20 protein-coding genes and 1 other RNA gene are annotated in these 20,570 nt (G+C 53.4%); 7 read left to right on the top strand and 14 right to left on the bottom strand.

All coding sequences use genetic code 11. The features are described from left to right. Positions 1-36 precede the first annotated feature (36 nt). Both OGY04_RS15990 and sdhE read right to left on the bottom strand, forming a co-directional pair. A complete protein-coding gene (locus OGY04_RS15990) occupies positions 37-444 on the bottom strand; it encodes a protein YgfX (protein ID WP_003825515.1) in 408 nt (135 codons plus the stop codon). Beyond that, positions 425-691: an FAD assembly factor SdhE gene (gene sdhE, locus OGY04_RS15995; protein ID WP_003825514.1), complete on the bottom strand. Its 267-nt coding sequence runs from the start codon at positions 689-691 to the stop codon at positions 425-427. Before sdhE ends, OGY04_RS15990 begins: the two co-directional genes overlap by 20 nt. Before the next feature lie 257 nt (positions 692-948). Between sdhE and ygfZ the strand changes: the two genes are divergently transcribed. Further along, positions 949-1,932 (top strand): tRNA-modifying protein YgfZ, encoded by a 984-nt coding sequence (ygfZ, locus tag OGY04_RS16000; protein WP_008785741.1) that lies wholly within the window; start codon positions 949-951, stop codon positions 1,930-1,932. 131 nt (positions 1,933-2,063) lie between these two features. Here ygfZ and trhA read toward each other — a convergent pair whose 3' ends face one another. Both trhA and yqfB read right to left on the bottom strand, forming a co-directional pair. Next, a complete protein-coding gene (trhA, locus tag OGY04_RS16005; protein WP_048236722.1) occupies positions 2,064-2,726 on the bottom strand; it encodes a PAQR family membrane homeostasis protein TrhA in 663 nt (220 codons plus the stop codon). Between the two features lie 163 nt (positions 2,727-2,889). Next, entirely contained in the window at positions 2,890-3,201 is a 312-nt protein-coding gene (yqfB, locus tag OGY04_RS16010; RefSeq protein ID WP_048225466.1) for a N(4)-acetylcytidine aminohydrolase, read from the bottom strand. Positions 3,202-3,253: 52 nt separating this feature from the next. On the opposite strand from yqfB, the gene OGY04_RS16015 reads away from it, so the two are divergent. Both OGY04_RS16015 and bglA read left to right on the top strand, forming a co-directional pair. Then, positions 3,254-3,982 carry a MurR/RpiR family transcriptional regulator gene (locus tag OGY04_RS16015; RefSeq protein WP_008785744.1) on the top strand — a complete coding sequence of 243 codons (729 nt, stop codon included), beginning with the start codon at positions 3,254-3,256 and terminating at the stop codon, positions 3,980-3,982. A gap of 120 nt (positions 3,983-4,102) precedes the next feature. Then, complete coding sequence (gene bglA, locus OGY04_RS16020; protein WP_286585623.1) at positions 4,103-5,536, top strand: 6-phospho-beta-glucosidase BglA; 1,434 nt, start codon at positions 4,103-4,105, stop codon at positions 5,534-5,536. Positions 5,537-5,629: 93 nt separating this feature from the next. Here the strand turns inward: bglA and OGY04_RS16025 are convergent, their stop codons facing one another. The 8 genes from OGY04_RS16025 to OGY04_RS16060 all read right to left on the bottom strand — a co-directional run bounded on the left by OGY04_RS16025 (position 5,630) and on the right by OGY04_RS16060 (position 15,835). After that, entirely contained in the window at positions 5,630-6,373 is a 744-nt protein-coding gene (locus tag OGY04_RS16025; RefSeq protein ID WP_149334914.1) for an SDR family oxidoreductase, read from the bottom strand. 77 nt (positions 6,374-6,450) lie between these two features. Continuing rightward, on the bottom strand, positions 6,451-9,324 hold the full coding sequence (gcvP, locus tag OGY04_RS16030; RefSeq protein WP_003825499.1) for an aminomethyl-transferring glycine dehydrogenase: 2,874 nt from the start codon (positions 9,322-9,324) through the stop codon (positions 6,451-6,453). A gap of 127 nt (positions 9,325-9,451) precedes the next feature. Further along, on the bottom strand, positions 9,452-9,841 hold the full coding sequence (gcvH, locus tag OGY04_RS16035) for a glycine cleavage system protein GcvH (RefSeq protein WP_003026965.1): 390 nt from the start codon (positions 9,839-9,841) through the stop codon (positions 9,452-9,454). Between the two features lie 25 nt (positions 9,842-9,866). Next, positions 9,867-10,961 (bottom strand): glycine cleavage system aminomethyltransferase GcvT, encoded by a 1,095-nt coding sequence (gene gcvT, locus OGY04_RS16040; protein WP_048215585.1) that lies wholly within the window; start codon positions 10,959-10,961, stop codon positions 9,867-9,869. Positions 10,962-11,413: 452 nt separating this feature from the next. Further along, positions 11,414-12,616, bottom strand: coding sequence for an FAD-dependent 2-octaprenylphenol hydroxylase (gene ubiI / locus OGY04_RS16045; protein WP_071445581.1), 1,203 nt, complete (start codon positions 12,614-12,616; stop codon positions 11,414-11,416). Between the two features lie 115 nt (positions 12,617-12,731). Further along, the gene (gene ubiH, locus OGY04_RS16050) at positions 12,732-13,910 is read right to left on the bottom strand and encodes a 2-octaprenyl-6-methoxyphenyl hydroxylase (protein WP_286585628.1); all 1,179 of its coding nucleotides are present in this window, start codon (positions 13,908-13,910) and stop codon (positions 12,732-12,734) included. Then, positions 13,907-15,232: a Xaa-Pro aminopeptidase gene (gene pepP, locus OGY04_RS16055; protein WP_060683272.1), complete on the bottom strand. Its 1,326-nt coding sequence runs from the start codon at positions 15,230-15,232 to the stop codon at positions 13,907-13,909. The genes ubiH and pepP overlap by 4 nt, the downstream gene beginning before the upstream one ends. Positions 15,233-15,256: 24 nt before the next feature. Further along, a complete protein-coding gene (locus OGY04_RS16060; RefSeq protein ID WP_003026978.1) occupies positions 15,257-15,835 on the bottom strand; it encodes a YecA/YgfB family protein in 579 nt (192 codons plus the stop codon). A 167-nt stretch (positions 15,836-16,002) separates the two neighbouring features. On the opposite strand from OGY04_RS16060, the gene zapA reads away from it, so the two are divergent. The 3 genes from zapA to OGY04_RS16075 all read left to right on the top strand — a co-directional run bounded on the left by zapA (position 16,003) and on the right by OGY04_RS16075 (position 17,173). Further along, positions 16,003-16,332, top strand: a complete 330-nt coding sequence (zapA, locus tag OGY04_RS16065) for a cell division protein ZapA (RefSeq protein WP_003026980.1) — start codon at positions 16,003-16,005, stop codon at positions 16,330-16,332. Positions 16,333-16,373: 41 nt separating this feature from the next. After that, positions 16,374-16,557: non-coding RNA, 6S RNA (ssrS, locus tag OGY04_RS16070), on the top strand. A 19-nt stretch (positions 16,558-16,576) separates the two neighbouring features. Beyond that, complete coding sequence (locus OGY04_RS16075) at positions 16,577-17,173, top strand: 5-formyltetrahydrofolate cyclo-ligase (protein ID WP_195995453.1); 597 nt, start codon at positions 16,577-16,579, stop codon at positions 17,171-17,173. A gap of 119 nt (positions 17,174-17,292) precedes the next feature. Here the strand turns inward: OGY04_RS16075 and serA are convergent, their stop codons facing one another. Continuing rightward, a complete protein-coding gene (gene serA / locus OGY04_RS16080) occupies positions 17,293-18,525 on the bottom strand; it encodes a phosphoglycerate dehydrogenase (RefSeq protein WP_003825480.1) in 1,233 nt (410 codons plus the stop codon). Between the two features lie 271 nt (positions 18,526-18,796). Further along, positions 18,797-19,456, bottom strand: coding sequence for a ribose-5-phosphate isomerase RpiA (gene rpiA / locus OGY04_RS16085; protein ID WP_003825479.1), 660 nt, complete (start codon positions 19,454-19,456; stop codon positions 18,797-18,799). Between the two features lie 170 nt (positions 19,457-19,626). Here rpiA and argP point away from each other — a divergent pair, with 170 nt between their 5' ends. Further along, the gene (gene argP / locus OGY04_RS16090; RefSeq protein ID WP_003825477.1) at positions 19,627-20,520 is read left to right on the top strand and encodes a DNA-binding transcriptional regulator ArgP; all 894 of its coding nucleotides are present in this window, start codon (positions 19,627-19,629) and stop codon (positions 20,518-20,520) included. Positions 20,521-20,570 lie beyond the last annotated feature (50 nt).

The raw sequence follows: 20,570 nt of genomic DNA on the forward strand, positions 1-20,570 counted from the left end.
CCTTCAAGCTGCGCGCCATCAGGCATGTGTCATGCGTTACCCTTGCTTCGCCTTTTGCAGCATCAACCGCCGTAAATCCCGCCACTCTGCATCATCCATACTGTCTGCTGCCAGCCACAAATGTTGACGTTTTCCGGCATCAGATCGCAAGCGTAGCATCATACCTGTTTTAACCATCCAGGGGGCGCTAACGATAGACCACTCTTGCCCTTGCCAGCGCAGACGGCCATCCATCAATAGCCGAATCTCACCCTGACAGGCGTTGATTCGACGCTGACTGCGAACGCTATCGAACACCACCAGAGAGAGCAAAACCAGCCATAATGGGGTGTAGCTCAATGGCCAGGGCATCAATAAAATAAACACCGCGACCAGCCCATGAATTAGCAGTGAAAGCCACTGCGCGCGCCATGATACGCGTAAATCAGATTGCCACTGGACCACGTTCCCGATTCCGTGTCTGGATAAGTCGCACCATCTGTTCCAGCTGCTCATCCGCTGGTTTCCCATGATTCATCAACCAGTTAAATAAATCTGGATCATCACATTCTAGCAGACGGATGAAGATACGTTTTTCTTCGTCACTTAAGCTGTCATATTCATGTTCAAAAAACGGCATGATCGATATGTCCAGCTCGCGCATACCGCGGCGGCATGCCCAATGAATACGTGCTTTGTTGTTAATATCCATGTTCTTCTCCCTGTCTCGCGAAAACGAAGTATCCCGCTATTGTAACGTGTTTTTCCCGCTCTTTTTACGGGAATATCAGTAAACTGAAGCTCGCTCGCTAAATAAAACCTTATTAAGCCAAAGGATTCACCAATTTTGGATGTCTCCTCGCAAAGCACAATATATGGCACAAATAGCCTGTTTAAACCGCTTGCAATGGTCCATAGCTCTTTTACCATTAGTCATCATCACTGCGTTAAGCAAATCAGGACATTATTATGGCTTTTACATCTTTTCCTCCTCGCCAGCCTTTTGCGTCAACGCGTTTACCTCTGACGCTAATGACGCTCGATGACTGGGCGCTCGCCACCATCACCGGTGTCGACAGTGAGAAGTATATTCAGGGTCAGGTCACGGCGGATGTCAGCCAGATGACCGAGCATCAGCACCTGTTGGCTGCACATTGTGACGCCAAAGGTAAAATGTGGAGCAACCTGCGTCTGTTCCGCCAGGGTGACGGTTTTGCATGGCTTGAGCGCCGTAGCCTGCGTGATGCGCAGCTCACTGAGCTGAAAAAATACGCGGTCTTCTCGAAGGTGGCGATCGCCCCAGACGACGAGCGCGTCTTGCTGGGCGTAGCGGGATTCCAGGCACGTGCAGCGCTGGCCAATCTCTTCAGCGAATTACCGAACAGTGATAAGCAGGTCATTACCGAAGGTGCCTCCACGGTATTGTGGTTCGAACACCCTGCCGAACGTTTTCTGCTGATCGTTGATGCCACCACCGCAGAAACCTTGGTTGAAAAGCTGCGTGGCGAAGCTGAGTTAAATAACAGCCAGCAGTGGCTGGCGCTGGATATCGAAGCGGGTATCCCCGTGATTGATACAGCCAACAGTGCACAGTTTATTCCACAGGCTACCAATCTGCAGGCTCTGGGCGGGATCAGCTTTAAAAAAGGCTGCTACACCGGTCAGGAAATGGTGGCTCGTGCAAAATTCCGCGGAGCCAACAAACGCGCCATGTGGACTTTGGCGGGTGCCGCCGGTCGAGTACCGGAAGCTGGCGAAGACCTTGAATTAAAAATGGGCGAGAACTGGCGTCGTACTGGTACCGTACTTGCTGCAGTACAACTGGCCGATGGTCAGGTACTGGTACAGGTTGTGATGAATAACGACATGGAGGCCGACAGCGTGTTCCGCGTCCGTGACGACGCAAAAACGCTGCGTATCGTACCGCTGCCATATTCGTTAGACGAAGAGTAATTGGTAGGCCTGATAAGCGCAGCGCCATTAGGCAATTCGGCACAGGCCGCCGGATTGCGGCATTGCCTCGTCCGGCCAACAAAATACAGCCCGGGCGAGGCGTTTACGCCGCCCCCGGGGTTGCACTGAATCTATGCGTTTTGCCCCACGTACAGATAGATCGCCAGGAAGTGGCAAACGCTGCCGCCCAGCACAAAGCCGTGCCAGATCGCATGGTTATAAGGAATACGCTTACAGACGTAGAAAATTACGCCCAGCGAATACACTACACCGCCAACAGCCAGCAACGTCACGCCTCCCGTCGCCAACTTCACCGCCAGTTGATACACCACAATCAGCGAAAGCCAGCCCATTGTCAGGTAAGTCACCAGCGACAGAATTTTAAACCGGTGTGCGATGGTCAGTTTGAATAAAATACCGATCAGCGCCAGGCTCCAGATAACAATCATAAGTCCACGTGCCAGCGGCGAATCAAGCCCCACCAGCAGAAATGGCGTGTAGGTCCCGGCAATCAGCAGATAAATCGCACAGTGGTCGAACTTTTTCAGCCAGACTTTCGCTCTCTGATGGGGGATCGCGTGATACAAGGTTGAGGCGAGGAACAGCAGGATCATGCTGCCGCCGTACAGGCTATAGCTGGTAATCGCCATAGCGCTGGCATTGGTATCCACTGCCTGAACCAGCAACAACACCAGTCCGACAATCCCAAACACCAGCCCGATACCGTGACTGATGCTGTTGGCTATTTCCTCTGCCAGCGAATATCCCTGCGCGATTAATGGCTTCTGAACCATAACTTACTCCCGAGAAACGAACCCTATCGTGATTGCTCCTCTAGCGTAACTGAGAATGGTTCCAGTGAACACCTGTTAGCTAAAATAATTACCAGATAAATATTTACCATTAAAAATCATGGTGTTAGTTTTTAAATTTCAGCTAACATGCGTACCATTAAAATCAAAGGCATTTAAAATCAATCACATAAAATTGCGTCTGATCCGGGTAAATCTCGGCAATGACATGTTTAAGTTCTTCAAGCGTCATATTTTCCTGCTGGGCATGTTTATCCGTCAGCGTATCCAGCGTGACGGTTGAGGTGCCAACAACCTCAATCGTGCAGAAGTAACCGTCATCTTCGAAGCGCCCAACCCGTAAAATGTCCCCGGCTTTGAAGTGTGATTCAGACTCGTCACGGATAGTGATGGTCTTGCGTCCGGCCAGAATGTCATCCTGGAAACGCTGAAAAAAAGTGATGTCATTTGGCTGCATGTTATTATTCCCTGTAGATGAAGTCTGATGAGTGAGTTTTGCCATTGTGAGTATGTTCTCCCACGCTGCCATCGCCAGTCTCAACAATCTTGAGATGCTGGTCTACAACTATGTCATCAAAAACCGTGACAAAGTCATGTACATGACCATTCGCGAACTGGCCGATGCCGTGGGTGTTTCCACTACCACCGTACTGCGCTTTTGCCGCAAGCTTAAGTGTGAAGGTTACTCAGAATTTCGCGTGCGCTTCAAATTATATTTAGAGCAGAATGAACCGCAACAGGCTAATTTCGGTGCCAGCGAAATTATCAGCTTCTTTAAAGGCGTTAATAACGATGAGTTCGATAATCTGCTCGATCAGGCTGTTGATATTATATTATCTTCCGAGCGTATTATATTCGTTGGGGCGGGAACATCCGGAGCCTTAGCCAAATATGGCGCACGTTTTTTCTCAAACGTTGGAAAATTCAGTAATCACATTGATGACCCTTATTTCCCGGTAACGAATGACATGGCCAGAAACGCGCTGGCGATCGTGCTTTCTGTTTCCGGTGAAACAGAAGAGATCCTGCGCTTTGCCAGCCAGTTCAGCCTGCATAACTGTAAGGTTCTGTCTGTCACCAGTCATGAACATTCGCGGCTGGCCAAATTGGCTGACTTTAATCTCTCCTGGCACGTTCCACAGACGCGCATTGCCGGGGTATACGATATAACCACGCAGATCCCTGTTATTTATATTCTGGAATCGCTCGGCCGCAAGTTGGCGAAAAGAATAGCGTAAAAAAACAATCTGTTTTTTGGATGTAACAAATCACATTAGCGCTATTTTGTTATATCGTGACATTTATCTTTCCTTTGTTAGACTCAAAATCAGATGGTATTAATTTGAGACTGAGCGCAGATGAAAAAACTTACCTTACCAAAAGATTTTTTATGGGGCGGCGCGGTTGCGGCGCACCAGGTTGAAGGCGGCTGGAACAAAGGTGGCAAAGGCCCCAGTATTTGCGATGTACTGACCGGTGGTGCGCACGGCGTTCCGCGAGAAATCACTCAGGAAGTTGTGCCCGGTAAGTACTACCCCAACCACGAAGCCGTCGATTTTTACGGTCATTACAAAGAAGACATTAAGCTGTTTGCCGAGATGGGCTTCAAATGCTTCCGCACCTCAATCGCCTGGACCCGTATCTTCCCCAAAGGGGATGAAAGCCAGCCGAATGAAGAAGGGCTAAAGTTCTACGACGACATGTTCGATGAACTGCTGAAGTACAACATCGAACCGGTCATCACCCTTTCCCACTTTGAAATGCCGCTGCACCTTGTTCAACAGTACGGCAGCTGGACCAATCGTAAAGTCGTCGATTTCTTTGTCCGATTTGCTGAAGTCGTTTTTGAGCGCTACAAGCACAAGGTCAAATACTGGATGACCTTTAACGAGATCAACAACCAGCGCAACTGGCGCGCACCGCTGTTTGGTTATTGCTGCTCCGGCGTGGTGTATACCGAGCATGAAAACCCGGAAGATACCATGTACCAGGTGCTGCATCACCAGTTCGTGGCCAGCGCTCTGGCAGTGAAAGCCGCACGCCGCATCAACCCGGAAATGAAAGTCGGCTGCATGCTGGCGATGGTGCCGCTGTACCCGTTCTCCTGTAAGCCTGAAGATGTGATGTTCGCGCAGGAATCGATGCGTGAGCGCTACGTTTTCACCGACGTTCAACTGCGCGGCTACTATCCATCATATGTACTGAACGAGTGGGAACGCCGCGAATTCAACATCCGAATGGAAGCCGGAGATGAGCAAATCCTGCGTGAAGGCACCTGTGACTATCTCGGATTCAGTTACTACATGACCAACGCGGTAAAAGCGGAAGGCGGCAGCGGCGATGCCATTTCTGGTTTTGAGGGCAGCGTACCGAACCCGCACGTAAAAGCGTCCGACTGGGGCTGGCAGATTGATCCGGTCGGTCTGCGTTACGCCTTATGTGAACTGTATGAGCGCTATCAGAAACCGCTATTTATCGTAGAAAACGGATTTGGTGCCTACGACAAAGTGGAAGAAGACGGCAGCATCAACGACGACTATCGCATCGACTATTTGCGCGCCCACGTTGAAGAGATGATGAAAGCGGTAACCTATGATGGCGTAGACCTGATGGGCTACACGCCGTGGGGCTGCATCGACTGTGTCTCGTTCACCACCGGTCAGTACAGCAAACGTTACGGCTTTATCTACGTGAACAAACACGACGACGGCACCGGCGATATGTCGCGTTCACGCAAGAAAAGTTTTAACTGGTACAAAGAGGTGATTGCCAGCAACGGCGAGAAACTTTGATTTTTTGCCGGATGGCGGCGTATACGCCTTATCCAGCCTACAGATTAAATTCCCGTAGGCCGGATAAGCATAGCGCCATCCGGCGATTAAATCCTACTTCCCGCCAGCCAGTTCCAGAAAACTGCCCGTTACGTACGACGCCTTCTCGCTCAGCAGCCAGGTAATCGCCTGCGCGACCTCCTCCGGTTGTCCTCCGCGCTGCATAGGCAACATCGATTTCACGCGATCGACCCTTCCCGGCTCGCCGCCAGAAGCGTGCATTTCAGTGTAGATAAGACCAGGTCGCACGCAGTTTACGCGGATCCCTTGCGCCGCAACCTCCAGTGCAAGGCCGGTGGTGAGCGTGTCCACAGCGCCTTTTGAGGCCGCGTAATCAACATATTCGAATGGCGCACCAAGCCGCGATGCCGCCGAAGAGACATTCACAATCGCCCCGCCTGGCCCTCCGTGTTTGAACGACATGCGCTTTACCGCTTCCCGACAACACAAAAAATAGCCGGTAACATTGGTCGCCAGCACGCGGTTAATTCTTTCGGCGGTTAGGCTTTCCACCGTGCTCTGTTCAAACAAAATCCCGGCATTATTAACTAACGCAGTCAGTGGTTCACCTTCGCGGTCAATAGATTCAAACATTGCCACAACCTGGCTTTCATCGCTGATATCAGCCCGTAGAGCAAACGCCTTTCCCCCGGCAGCGACAATAGTATTCACCACCTCCGTTGCCGCACGGATATTGTGATGAAAGTTAACCGCAACCGTGTAACCCTCTTGCGCTAACTGCAGCGCGGTTGCCCGCCCGATGCCGCGACTGCCGCCAGTAACCAGTGCGATTCCCATGGATACCTCCAGATATGAAAAAGCCGGGAGGCGACTTCGCCTTACCCGGCCTACAAAAGCTTTACTGCGCGGAAAAGTTACTGATATTCGCTCATCGGCACGCAGGAGCAGAACAGGTTACGGTCACCGTAAACATCATCAAGGCGTTTCACGGTCGGCCAGTATTTGTTCGCCACACCAGCCGGGAAGACGGCGATTTCGCGGCTATAACCGTGATTCCACTCCGCGACCAGCTCGTTTTGCGTGTGCGGTGAGTTAACCAGCGGGTTATCTTCCAGTGACCATTCACCGGCTTTCACGCGATCGATTTCAGCGCGGATTGCCAGCATCGCATTGATAAAGCGATCAAGTTCCACTTTGCTTTCAGATTCAGTCGGTTCAACCATCAGGGTACCCGCGACCGGGAATGACATGGTCGGCGCATGGAAACCGTAATCGATCAGACGCTTGGCAATATCCAGTTCGCTGATGCCGGTCTCTTCTTTCAGTGGGCGAATGTCGAGAATACATTCATGCGCCACGCGACCGTCGCGACCGGTATACAGTACCGGATAAGCATCTTTCAGACGGCTGGCAATGTAGTTAGCGTTAAGGATAGCCACCTGGCTTGCCTGCTTCAGACCTTCTGCACCCATCATACGGATGTACATCCAGCTGATTGGCAGAATGGATGCGCTACCGAACGGCGCCGCTGAAACTGCGCCCTGACGGGTGAGCATTCCTTCAATCTGCACTACGCTGTGACCCGGTACAAACGGTGCCAGATGTGATTTGACGCCAATCGGTCCCATACCTGGGCCGCCGCCGCCGTGCGGAATGCAGAATGTTTTATGCAGGTTGAGGTGCGAGACATCTGCGCCGATAAAGCCCGGCGTGGTGATCCCAACCTGAGCGTTCATGTTCGCGCCATCGAGGTAAACCTGGCCGCCAAACTGGTGTACAACGTCGCACACTTCACGGATCGTTTCTTCATACACGCCGTGAGTAGACGGATAGGTCACCATGATGCAGGAGAGATTCGCAGCATGTTGTTCTGCTTTTGCTCGCAGATCGTCCAGGTCGATGTTGCCGTTCTTATCACACGCGACAACCACAACCTGCATCCCCGCCATCTGTGCAGATGCCGGATTGGTGCCGTGGGCAGAAGCCGGGATCAAACAGATATCGCGATGGCCTTCGTTACGGCTTTCGTGATAGTGACGAATCGCCAGCAGACCCGCATACTCGCCCTGCGCGCCGGAGTTCGGCTGCATGCAGACGGCGTCATAACCGGTCAGTTTTACCAGCCACTCGGAAAGCTGGCCGATCATCTGGTGATAACCTTCTGCCTGCTCTGGCGGGCAGAACGGGTGAAGTTCAGCGAATTCCGGCCAGGTGATAGGGATCATCTCGGCGGCAGCGTTCAGCTTCATGGTGCAAGAACCCAGCGGGATCATTGCCTGGTTCAGCGCCAGATCTTTGCGCTCCAGCGAGTGCATGTAGCGCATCATTTCGGTTTCGCTGTGATAGCGATTAAACACCGGATGGCTGAGGATCGCATCGTCACGCAGCATGCTGTCCTGAATGGAACGGCTGTCGAGCGCCACATCTTTATCCAGCGTATCGATATTCAAACCGTGGCTGTCGCCCAGCAGAACATTGAACAACTGCACCACGTTTTCACGGGTGGTGGTTTCATCGAGCGTAATACCTACCGCGTTATGGATATCGCTACGCAGGTTGATTTCTGCCGCTTCGGCACGCGCCAGAACAGCCGCTTTGTCGGCCACTTCAACACACAGAGTGTCGAAGTAGTGCGCATGGCGCAGCTTCAGCCCTTTCTGTTGCAGACCGGCCGCCAGAATATCAGTCAGGCGGTGGATGCGATTAGCGATACGTTTCAGGCCAACCGGACCATGATAAACGGCATACAGGCTGGCGATGTTGGCCAGCAGAACCTGCGAGGTACAAATGTTGGAGTTCGCTTTCTCACGGCGGATATGCTGCTCGCGAGTCTGCATCGCCATGCGCAGTGCGGTATTGCCCGCCGCATCTTTCGATACGCCGATAATACGGCCTGGCATGGAGCGTTTGAATTCGTCTTTAGCGGCGAAGAATGCCGCGTGTGGGCCGCCGTAACCCATCGGTACGCCGAAGCGTTGCGCAGAGCCGAAAACAATATCCGCGCCCTGTTTGCCCGGTGCAGTCAGCAGTACCAGCGCCATAAAGTCGGCAGCGACACTGACCACAACTTTACGGGATTTCAGCTCGGCAATCAGTTTGCTGTAGTCGTGCACTTCACCGGTAGTGCCAACCTGCTGCAACAGCACGCCAAACACATCCTGGTGATCCAGTGCTTTCGCCGCGTCATCAACAATGACGTCAAAGCCAAAGGTTTCTGCACGGGTGCGAACCACGTCCAGCGTTTGCGGGTGAACATCAGCCGCCACAAAGAAACGGTTGGCATTTTTCAGTTTGCTGACACGTTTGGCCATCGCCATGGCTTCAGCAGCCGCAGTGGCTTCATCCAGCAGAGAAGCAGAAGCCATATCCAGGCCCGTCAGGTCCAGTGTGACCTGCTGGAAGTTCAGCAGAGCTTCCAGTCGTCCCTGGGAGACTTCCGGCTGATACGGCGTATATGCGGTGTACCAGCCTGGGTTTTCCAGCATGTTACGCAGAATAACCGGTGGCAACTGCACGGCGGTGTAGCCCATGCCAATGTAGGACGTGAAGCGCTTGTTACGCCCGGCGATGGCTTTTAATTCAGCCAGCGCAGCGTATTCGGTCGCCGCCTCGCCAACCTGTGGCGGGGTTGCGAGCTGAATGTCTTTCGGCACAATCTGGCCGATCAGCGCGTTTAACGACTCGGCGCCAACCGCATTCAGCATCTCTTGCTGCTGCGCGGCGTCCGGTCCGATGTGGCGTTCAATGAAAGCGCCGCTGTTTTCAAGCTGGCTTAACGTCTGTGTCATGGGCGATGGTTCCTGAAACGTGCAGTGAATCGTGATTGTCTCTAACTCAATTGCCCGGTGGCGCTGACGCTTACCGGGCCTACATAAAACCGTAGGCCGGATAAACGCAGTGCCATCCGGCACAATCTTATTCGTCTTCCAGTAATGCCTCGTACGCAGTGGCATCCAACAGCGATTCAATTTCGCTTTCATCGCTGGCTTTGATTTTGAAAATCCAGCCGCCCGCATACGGTTCGCTGTTGACCAGTTCCGGGGAGTCGCTGAGCGCATCGTTAACCGCAACAATCTCACCGCCTACTGGCGCATAGATATCGGATGCCGCTTTTACGGACTCCGCAACGGCGCAATCATCGCCCGCGCTGACGGTGGCGCCAACTTCTGGCAGGTCAACGAAAACCATGTCACCTAACAGCTCCTGAGCGTGTTCGGTGATACCAACGGTGTAAGAGCCGTCAGCTTCTTTGCGCAGCCATTCGTGTTCTTTGCTGTATTTCAGTTCTGCAGGTACGTTGCTCATCAATCAATCTCCAAAAAAGGATGAATTACGCGACGGCTTTGCCGTTACGCACAAAAACAGGTTTAGTCACTTTTACCGGCATTTCACGGTTACGGATCTGTACGATCGCAGTCTCACCGATACCCGCAGGCACGCGCGCCAACGCGATGCTGTAACCCAGGGTTGGGGAGAATGTGCCACTGGTGATAATGCCTTCATGCTGGTTGCCAGAAGCATCGGTGAAACGCACCGGCAGTTCATTACGCAGCACGCCCTTCTCAGTCATCACCAGCCCGACCAGCTGTTCGTGGCCTTTTTCGCGCTGCATTTCCAGTGCTTCACGACCAATAAAGTCGCGGTCGGCAGGTTCCCACGCAATGGTCCAACCCATATTGGCTTCCAGCGGAGAAATCCCTTCGTCCATCTCCTGACCATACAGGTTCATACCCGCTTCCAGACGCAGGGTGTCACGCGCGCCGAGACCACAAGGTTTGACACCAGCCTGTACCAGCGCACGCCAGAAATCAGCCGCTTTTTCATTCGGCATGGCGATTTCATAGCCTGCTTCGCCGGTATAACCGGTGGTTGCGATAAACAAATCACCCGCCTGAACGCCAAAGAACGGCTTCATACCTTCTACCGCATGGCGCTGTTCGTCAGTAAACAACGTGGCTGCTTTTTCCTGCGCGTTTGGCCCCTGCACCGCAATCAGCGACAGGTCGTCACGAACGGTGATGTCGATGGCGTAAGGTTCAGCGTGTTGGGTAATCCAGGATAGGTCTTTTTCGCGGGTGGCGGAGTTTACAACGAGGCGGAAGAAATCTTCAGTGAAGTAGTAGACAATCAGGTCATCTATCACGCCGCCCGAAGCGTTGAGCATCCCGGAGTAGAGGGCTTTACCCGTCTTCGTTAGCTTCGCGACGTCGTTTGCCAGCAGATAACGCAAGAACTCCCGGGTGCGGCTACCGCGCAGGTCGACGATGGTCATATGCGACACATCAAACATTCCGGCGTCGGTGCGAACAGCATGGTGTTCATCGAGCTGAGAACCGTAATGCAGTGGCATCATCCAGCCATGGAAATCGACCATGCGCGCGCCACATAGCGTGTGTTGTTCGTACAAAGGAGTCTGTTGAGCCATCTTTTCCTCGTTGAATAAGCGGGGCTACCAACTCTTTCGCGGTGAAATTTTCGCCACGAAACCCAGCACCGCAGCCGCTCCAGGGGCTACGACGCAAACGTTCTCTTTGTCCTGAACTTACCACCGAAACAGACGCTAAACCATAAGTCAAAATTAACCATCACATTAGCTTATGGCGAAAAACAGCCAGATCACCAACAGAATAAAACTCCATACATATAGCAATTAATCAGAACAACAAACAAAGACAAACGCAAAATTACAGCACCAACCAACATTAAATGTGGAAAAAATGTCAAAAATGGCGTTATGAAAAAAACGTAATATTAGAAAAACTAATGCGAAAAAAGGCGTGGAATTAGATTATTTCAAATGAGAGAAGCACCCCGGCGCGAAGGCCGGGAGAGGAAAGTGTGACGGGTCTCAAACTCTTAAGATTGTCCTTACGGACACTAACGTAACCACTCGGGAAGATCGTTCAGTCCCATCGCCTGACGGATGAGTTGTGGTTTTACGCCCGGGAGGGTATCGGCCAGTTTCAGCCCAATATCGCGTAGCAGTTTTTTCGCCGGATTCTCGCCTGCAAACAGTTCACGGAAACCCTGCATCCCCGCCAGCATCAGCGCTGCGCTGTGCTTACGGCTGCGCTCGTAGCGGCGTAAATAGAGATACTGCCCAATATCTTTGCCCTGACGCTGTAGCCGCTTAAGTTCATCGATCAGCTCTGCCGCATCCATAAAGCCCAGGTTAACCCCCTGACCCGCCAGCGGGTGGATGGTATGCGCCGCATCCCCCACCAGCGCCAGACGATGGGCCGCGAACTGGCGAGCATAACGTCCCGTCAGCGGAAACGCCTGACGTTCGCTTTCAAGGCTGCACAGCCCCAGACGATTATCAAAAGCGATATTCAGCGCCTGATTAAACTCGTCAACGCTTGCCTGCTGCATACGTTCTGCTTCCTGCGGCGAGAGCGACCAGACGATAGAACACAGGTGTGGATCGCTGAGTGGCAGGAATGCCAGGATCCCCTCGCCATGAAACGCCTGACGCGCAACCGCACCGTGAGCTTCCTGCGTACGGATAGTCGCCACCAGCGCATGATGACGGTAGTCCCAGAAGGTGAGCGGAATGTCCGCTTTATTGCGCAGCCAGGAATTAGCACCATCGGCACCGACGACCAGACGCGCCGTCAGCATTGCGCCATCTTTGAGGCTCAGAAATGCCTCGTTCTCGCCCCAGGCCACCTGCTGTATTTCAGCTGGCGCCATCAGCGTAATATCCGCTGAACGCTGCGCCTTTTGCCACAACGCATAATGGATTTCTGAGTTTTCAACGATGTGGCCCAAATGGCTGTAACCCATGCTCTGGTCATCAAATTCAATGCGTCCAAAGCTGTCTTTGTCCCAGACTTCCATGCCGTGGTAGCAGCAAGCGCGACGGGCAACAATGTCGGACCAGACGCCAAGACGGGTAAGCAGTTTTTCGCTGGCTGCATTAATGGCCGAAACGCGAAGCTGAGGAGGTGCATCCGCCACCAACGGCTGCGGAACATGTTGTTCTAATACAGCAACGCGCAACCCACTGCCCTGCAGGCCGCAGGCAACCGCCAGCCCCACCATGCCGCCACCAACAATTGCTACATCAACACTTTGCACTGTTTGTACCTCGAAACCTGTAATCCGTAGGCCTGATAAGCGCAGCGCCATCAGGCATTTTTGCGGGGACCCTTGCCAGATGTCGGCGTTGCCTTATCCGGCCTACAGGTCATATTTATCGTGCAACCCAACCCAGGGTCCGCTCCGCCAGCGCATCGCGCGCAGGGGTGAATAATTCCATCGCCATCAACCCGACATTGCGCCCAACAACCAGCGGGGCCCAGTGATTGGCAAACAAATACACTAAATTATTGGTCACACCAATCGTCGTCTCGCGATCGCGCTCGCGGCGCTGCTGATAGCGTGCCAGCACCGCATAATCACCCACATCTTCCGCGCCGTTCTGCGCCTGCGTCAACGTCTCAGCAAGGCTCATGACATCGCGCAGGCCAAGGTTGAAACCTTGCCCGGCAATGGGATGCAGCGTCTGGGCGGCGTTCCCTACCAGCACGGTACGATGGGTAATCGCTTTCAGCGCCGTAGTTAACGAAAGCGGATAAGCGCTACGTTTACCAGCCTGGGTAATACGTCCCAGTCGCCAGCCAAAAGCGGTTTGCAGTTCACGGCAAAACTGTTCGTCGGACAAGGCCATGATCTCATCACGCAGCTCCAGCGGATGGCACCACACCAGCGAGCAGCGACCGTCAGACATTGGCAGCATTGCCAGCGGGCCATATTGCGTGAAGCGTTCAAACGCTCGCCCATCGTGCGGTACAGAGGTCGTGACGTTGGCAATCACCGCCAGTTGCTCATAAGGCTGTTGCAGCCAGTCAACACCGCAGGCAGTCGCCAGTGCGGAACGCGTGCCGTCAGCAGCCACCAGCAGGCGACCGGTAATCATCTCGCCATTCTCCAGCGTCACTTCAACGCGCTCCTGCGTGCGCGACACGCTGGCTACGCGGTCGGGGCAGTGCAATGTGACGCCCGGTGCTTTGCGCAGCAGCGCAAACAGACGCAGCCCGACGTCGTGCAGTTCTACCACCTGACCCAGAGCCGGAATACGGTATTCCTGCGCATCCAGCGTCACAAATCCGGCATGGCCGCGATCGCTGACGTGAACCGTTTTAATGGCCGTTGCGCAATCGGCAATCGCCTGCCATACACCAATTCGCGCCAGCTGTTGGCAGGTTCCTGCCGCCAGCGCGATCGCCCGGGCGTCAAACCCAGGATGACGGTCAGTTTCAGGTTCGCTCGCTTCTATCAGATGAACTGGCAGCGTCCCATGACTGAGCTGGGAAATGGCCAGCGCCAGCGTCGCACCGACCATACCACCACCAACGATAATCACGCTCATTGCAGTCGCGCCGCAGCCATTAAGGCTTCAATGTCATCAGCTTTCTTCACTACGCTGGCGGTCAGGTTTTCATTGCCGTCCTCGGTGATGAGGATGTCATCCTCAATACGAATGCCGATACCACGATAAGCCGGCGGTACATCTGCATCCGGCGCGATATATAGTCCCGGTTCGACGGTGAGTACCATTCCCGGCTCAAGAATACGTGAGCGGTCCTGACCATAAACGCCGACGTCGTGCACATCCAGACCCAGCCAGTGACTTAGGCCATGCATAAAGAATGGGCGGTGCGCATTTTCGGTAATCAACTGATCGACATCACCGTGCAGAATGCCAAGCTTCACCAGACCCGTAATCATGATGCGCACCACTTCGCCAGTGACTTCCTGAATGGACGTTCCGGGACGATACAGACGCAGGCTGGTCTCTAAGGATTCCAGTACGATATCGTAGATTTCACGCTGTGCTGGGGTAAATTTACCGTTTACCGGGAAGGTACGCGTAATGTCACCCGCATAGCCTTTGTATTCACAGCCAGCGTCAATCAGCACCAAATCGCCATCGCGCATTTCACTTTCATTTTCGGTGTAATGCAGGATACAGCCGTTTTCACCGCTGCCGACAATCGTGTTATAGGACGGATAACGCGCGCCATGACGGGTAAATTCATGGTGAATCTCCCCTTCTAACTGGTATTCAAACATTCCCGGACGGCATTTTTCCATCGCGCGGGTATGCGCCAGTGCGGTGATTTCTCCGGCACGACGCATGACCGCAATTTCTTCCGGTGATTTGAACAGGCGCATTTCATGTACCATCGGACGCCAGTCGATAATCGCGGCAGGCGCGTGCAGATTTTGTCTGGAGCCTTTGCGCAGTTTATCCAGCGCCGTGCACACAATCTCGTCGGCCCAGGCATACTCGCCCTGAGCGTGGTATACCGCGTCCAGACCATTGAGCAGCAAATACAGCTGTTGATTGATTTCACTGAAGGCCAGCGCCCGGTCAACGCCAAGTTTTGCCGGGGCAGCATCCTGGCCCAGACGGCGGCCAAACCAGATCTCCGCCGTCAGATCGCGAACCCGATTGAACAAAACGCTGTGGTTATGAGTGTCATCACTTTTAATCAGCACCAGCACGGCTTCAGGTTCGTTAAAACCGGTGAAGTACCAGAAATCACTGCTTTGGCGGTAAGGGTATTCACTGTCCGCACTACGCGTCGTTTCCGGTGCGGCAAAAATCAGCGCGGCGCTGCCGGGCTGCATTTGTGCCAGTAAAGCCTGGCGACGACGCTGGAATTCTTGCTGAGATATCTCGCTCATCACACTCTCCTTTGCGTTTCGTTCTTAGTGCAGAGTCGGTTTACGGACTTCCGGCGCGGTCGGCTGCTGACGCGTAAACGTGTCATGGCACAGCAAGGCGGCTACGCGCACGTATTCGATGATCTCTTCGAGCGACATTTCCAGCTCTTCCTGATCTTCGTCTTCGTCATATCCCAACTGAGCGATATTGCGCAGGTCGTCAATCGCTTCCCCGGTTTCGCCGGTCACTTTGTCGAGCTTCGGCTGCGTGACGCCAAGGCCCAGTAAAAAGTGGTTTACCCATCCCGCCAGCGCATCGGCGCGATCGAACACGCTGACGTCATCCCCTTCAGGCAGATAAAGCTGAAAAAGGAAGCCATCGTCTTCGAGGGCATCACTGGTGGCTGAGTGCATTTTCAGCAGCGCCTGAGCCAGCTCGTGACCAAAGGCCAGACCTTCGTTCGTCAGGTCGTGCAGCAGCGGCTGCCATGAGCTGTCGTTGTTTCCGCCACAAATCATTCCGCTTATCAAGCCGTGCATTTCGGCCGGGGTTAATCCAGCCCCTTGTTGGTTCAAAAACTGGCTAACTTCGTTGTAACCAGGCATTTCGTTCTGTATAGACATAAGCATTCGTCATCAAAGGGAGGAATATTCATGATATGCTACCACTTTGGACCCTGGTGGACCAGAAAAGGGCTTGTATCTTGATACCAGGGTAGCTATAGTGTCGCCCCTTCGCGGACCCACGGTCTGGAGACGAAGGCAGCGCAGTCAATCAGCAGGAAGGTGGCATGTCTGCACAACCCGTCGATATCCAAATATTTGGCCGTTCACTGCGAGTGAATTGCCCGCCTGAACAAAGGGATGCGTTGAATCAGGCTGCGGACGATCTCAATCAGCGATTGCAAGATCTGAAAGTTCGCACTAGAGTCACAAATACTGAGCAGTTGGTTTTCATCGCCGCGTTGAACATCAGCTATGAATTAACTCAGGAAAAAGCGAAGACGCGTGAGTACGCGGCGAGCATGGAACAACGTATTCGGATGCTACAACAGACCATCGAACAGGCGTTGCTTGATCAGGGTCGCATAACCGAAAAAACGGGCCAAAACTTTGAATAACACTTTTCGGTTTACTGTGGTAGAGTGACCGTGAAGACAAAATTTCTCTGAGATGTTTGCAAGCGGGCCAGTCCCCTGAGCCGATATTTCATACCACAAGAATGTGGCGCTCCACGGTTGGTGAGCATGCTCGGCCCGTCCGAGAAGCCTTAAAACTGTGACGACGCATTCACCTTGAACCAAGGGTTCAAGGGTTACAGCCTGCGGCGGCATCTCGGAGATTCCCTTCTACCTGGCAACAGCCATGACATTACTTTCTGAACTCCCTTTATCCCGGCACGAAATCCGCCAACTGATTCGGCAGCGTCGTCGCGCGCTTACTTCCGAACAGCAACGACAATACGGTCAGCAAGCCGCGACCCGAATGCTCAGTTATCCCCCTGTTGTACTCGCTCATACCGTGGCGGTATTCCTCTCGTTCGATGGCGAACTCGATACCCAGCCGCTAATAGATCAGCTGTGGCGAGCAGGCAAGCGCGTATATCTTCCAGTTCTTCACCCCTTCAGCCCTGGCAACCTGCTGTTCCTGCACTATCATCCGCACAGCGACCTGGTAACCAATCGCTTAAAGATCCAGGAACCACGGCTTGATGTACGTGACGTATTGCCGCTCTCACAGCTGGATGTACTGATTACGCCGTTAGTGGCGTTTGATGAGGTCGGGCAACGCCTGGGTATGGGCGGTGGATTTTACGATCGAACGCTTCAAAACTGGCAGCAACATAAGATCCAGCCCGTAGGCTACGCGCACGATTGTCAGCGAGTGGAAAAGCTGCCTGTCGAAGAATGGGATATCCCGCTGCCTGCGGTGGTGACGCCGTCCAAAATCTGGGAGTGGTAGCTTTTTTGCCAATTGCGGCAAGGCTCGAAAACAGAATGTATGCGTGACAGGAAGAGATTTTGAGGCCGGAAAATCAGAGGAAAGATGGGCAGGTCAACCGCCTGCCCATGTAGAGGAAATCAGTACAGCAGACGAGCGCGAATGGTTCCCGGAAGGGCTTTCATCGCCAGCAGCGCTTTCTCTGCCACATCTTCATCCGCTTCAATATCAATAACCACGTAACCTACCTGTGCGGAAGTCTGCAGATACTGCGCGGCAATGTTGACGCCCTGCTCGGCAAAAATCTGGTTCAGCGCAGTCAGTACGCCCGGACGGTTTTCGTGAATGTGCATCAGACGACGACCGCCGTGCAGCGGCAGCGAAACTTCCGGGAAGTTAACTGCAGACAGCGTAGAGCCGTTGTCGGAATACTTGGTCAGTTTCCCAGCCACTTCCAGACCGATGTTTTCCTGTGCTTCCAGCGTTGAACCACCAATGTGCGGCGTCAGGATCACGTTGTCGAAATCACACAGCGGCGAAGTGAAAGGATCGCTGTTGGTTGCCGGCTCGGTTGGGAATACGTCGATTGCTGCCCCTGCCAGGTGCTTGGTCGCTAACGCGTCGCACAGCGCAGGAATATCAACAACTGTGCCGCGTGCGGCGTTAATCAGCAGCGCGCCTGGTTTCATCAACGCAATCTCACGCGCACCCATCAGATTTTTGGTGGAGGCATTTTCCGGTACGTGCAAACTGACCACGTCGCTCATATTGAGCAGGTCGGAAAGATGCTGCACCTGCGTGGCGTTGCCGAGCGGGAGTTTATTTTCAATATCATAGAAATAGACGTGCATCCCCAGCGATTCCGCCAGAATGCCTAGCTGAGTACCAATGTGGCCATAGCCGATGATCCCCAGTTTTTTGCCACGCGCTTCAAACGAGCCGGTAGCCAGTTTATTCCACACGCCGCGGTGTGCTTTGGCGTTTGCTTCGGGTACGCCGCGTAGCAGGAGCAACAGTTCGCCAATCACCAGTTCCGCAACGGAACGCGTGTTAGAGAATGGCGCGTTAAACACGGGGATACCGCGCTTTGCCGCAGCGCTGAGATCAACCTGGTTGGTGCCGATACAGAAGCAGCCAATCGCGACCAGTTTCTCTGCGGCGTCAATCACATCTTCAGTCAGATGGGTACGGGATCGCAGGCCAATGAAGTGGGCATCACGGATGGACTCTTTCAGTTGTTCAGTGTCCAGAGCGCCTTTATGAAACTCGATGTTGGTATAACCTGCTGCACGAAGGCTTTCGAGCGCTTTTTGATGCACGCCTTCAACCAGCAGAAATTTAATCTTATCTTTCTCCAGTGATACCTTTGCCATTTCCCCGACCCTGTCTTTTTTTGTTCAAACTGATGTGTTGTGTGTGGGATTTTCATCCGTCTCTTCAACATATCAAAAAATAATATTGCGGCAATATGAACGTTTGCGTCGCCGTGCTGAAGAAATGTCATTCAGAGAGAAATGTCAGAGGAAAATACTGGCGATAACTTTTTCTTTGGAGAGATCGGCAGGACAATATTATAAACGTGACACAAGTCACCAAATTTGCCCTGCCAAAATTTTTTTAACGGGAGAAGACACTCCCGTCAGATCATTTTACGATAGTTTTCACGCCGTCTGGCGTACCGATCAGCGCAACATCCGCACCACGGTTGGCAAACAGACCGACGGTTACCACGCCCGGAATCGCATTGATGGCGTTTTCCATCGCAATGGCATCGAGGATCTCCAGACCGTGTACATCAAGGATCACGTTACCATTGTCCGTCACTACGCCCTGACGGTATTCAGGACGACCGCCCAGCTTCACCAACTGGCGAGCCACAGCGCTGCGCGCCATTGGGATCACTTCAACCGGCAGCGGGAAGTTACCGAGGATATCGACTTCTTTGGACGCGTCGGCAATGCAGATAAATTTCTTCGCCACGGAAGCAATAATTTTTTCACGGGTCAACGCTGCGCCGCCGCCCTTGATCATCTGCATGTGGCCGTTGATTTCATCCGCGCCGTCAACGTATACGCCGAGGCTGTCCACTTCGTTAAGATCGAACACGTGGATACCGAGGCTTTTGAGTTTTTCGGTTGAAGCGTCCGAACTGGATACCGCACCTTCAATCTGACCTTTCATTGTGCCCAGCGCATCAATAAAGTGTGCGGCTGTTGAACCTGTACCTACGCCCACAATGGTACCGGGCTGTACATACTGAAGTGCCGCCCATCCTACTGCTTTTTTCAGTTCATCCTGCGTCATGATCGTTTCGCCTGTGGTGTGAATATGGTGGGAAAATTCACGCGCATTATAGAACATTGTGCAGAAAAATGTCCCCACACCCGCTCGCAAGCGGCGGATTTCGTCTTTACCCAACCTAAATTTGTGTCATAGTGCAGAACAAGCAAAATTTTCAGGAGTGCGTCAAAGCAATGAAACGTCCGGACTACAGAACACTACAAGCACTGGATGCGGTTATTCGTGAACGAGGATTTGAGCGCGCGGCGCAAAAGCTGTGCATCACGCAATCCGCGGTTTCACAACGCATAAAACAGCTTGAGAATATGTTCGGACAACCGCTGCTGGTGCGTACCGTACCACCACGCCCAACCGAACAGGGGCAGAAACTACTGGCGCTTTTGCGTCAGGTTGAACTGCTGGAAGACGAGTGGCTGGGTGATGAACAAACCGGCTCGACGCCGCTGCTGCTCTCACTGGCGGTGAACGCCGACAGTCTGGCGACCTGGTTGCTTCCGGCGCTGGCTCCGGTACTGGCAAATTCGCCGATTCGGCTGAACCTGCAGGTTGAGGATGAAACCCGAACTCAGGAACGTCTGCGTCGTGGTGAAGTGGTCGGTGCGGTGAGTATTCAACATCAGGCGCTGCCAAGCTGTCTGGTGGATAAACTCGGCGCGCTGGACTACCTGTTTGTCGGTTCTAAACCTTTCGCCGAGCGTTATTTCCCTAACGGCGTCACCCGCTCTGCCCTGCTGAAAGCCCCAGCGGTAGCGTTTGACCATCTTGATGATATGCACCAGGCGTTCCTGCAACAAAACTTCGACCTGCCGCCGGGCAGCGTGCCGTGTCATATCGTTAACTCGTCTGAAGCCTTTGTTCAATTGGCGCGTCAGGGAACGACCTGCTGCATGATCCCCCACTTGCAGATTGAGAAAGAACTGGAAAGCGGTGAGCTTATCGACTTAACGCCAGGTCTGTTCCAGCGCCGGATGCTGTACTGGCACCGTTTTGCACCGGAAAGCCGCATGATGCGCAACGTCACCGATGCACTGCTGGCCTATGGTCACAACGTACTGCGTCAGGATTAAACCGCTCATAACCTCTGAGTGCCGGATGGTGGCGTAACGCCCTATCCGGC

It is taken from the genome of Citrobacter sp. Cpo091, from assembly GCF_030332645.1.
Classification (GTDB): Bacteria; Pseudomonadota; Gammaproteobacteria; order Enterobacterales; family Enterobacteriaceae; genus Citrobacter; species Citrobacter portucalensis.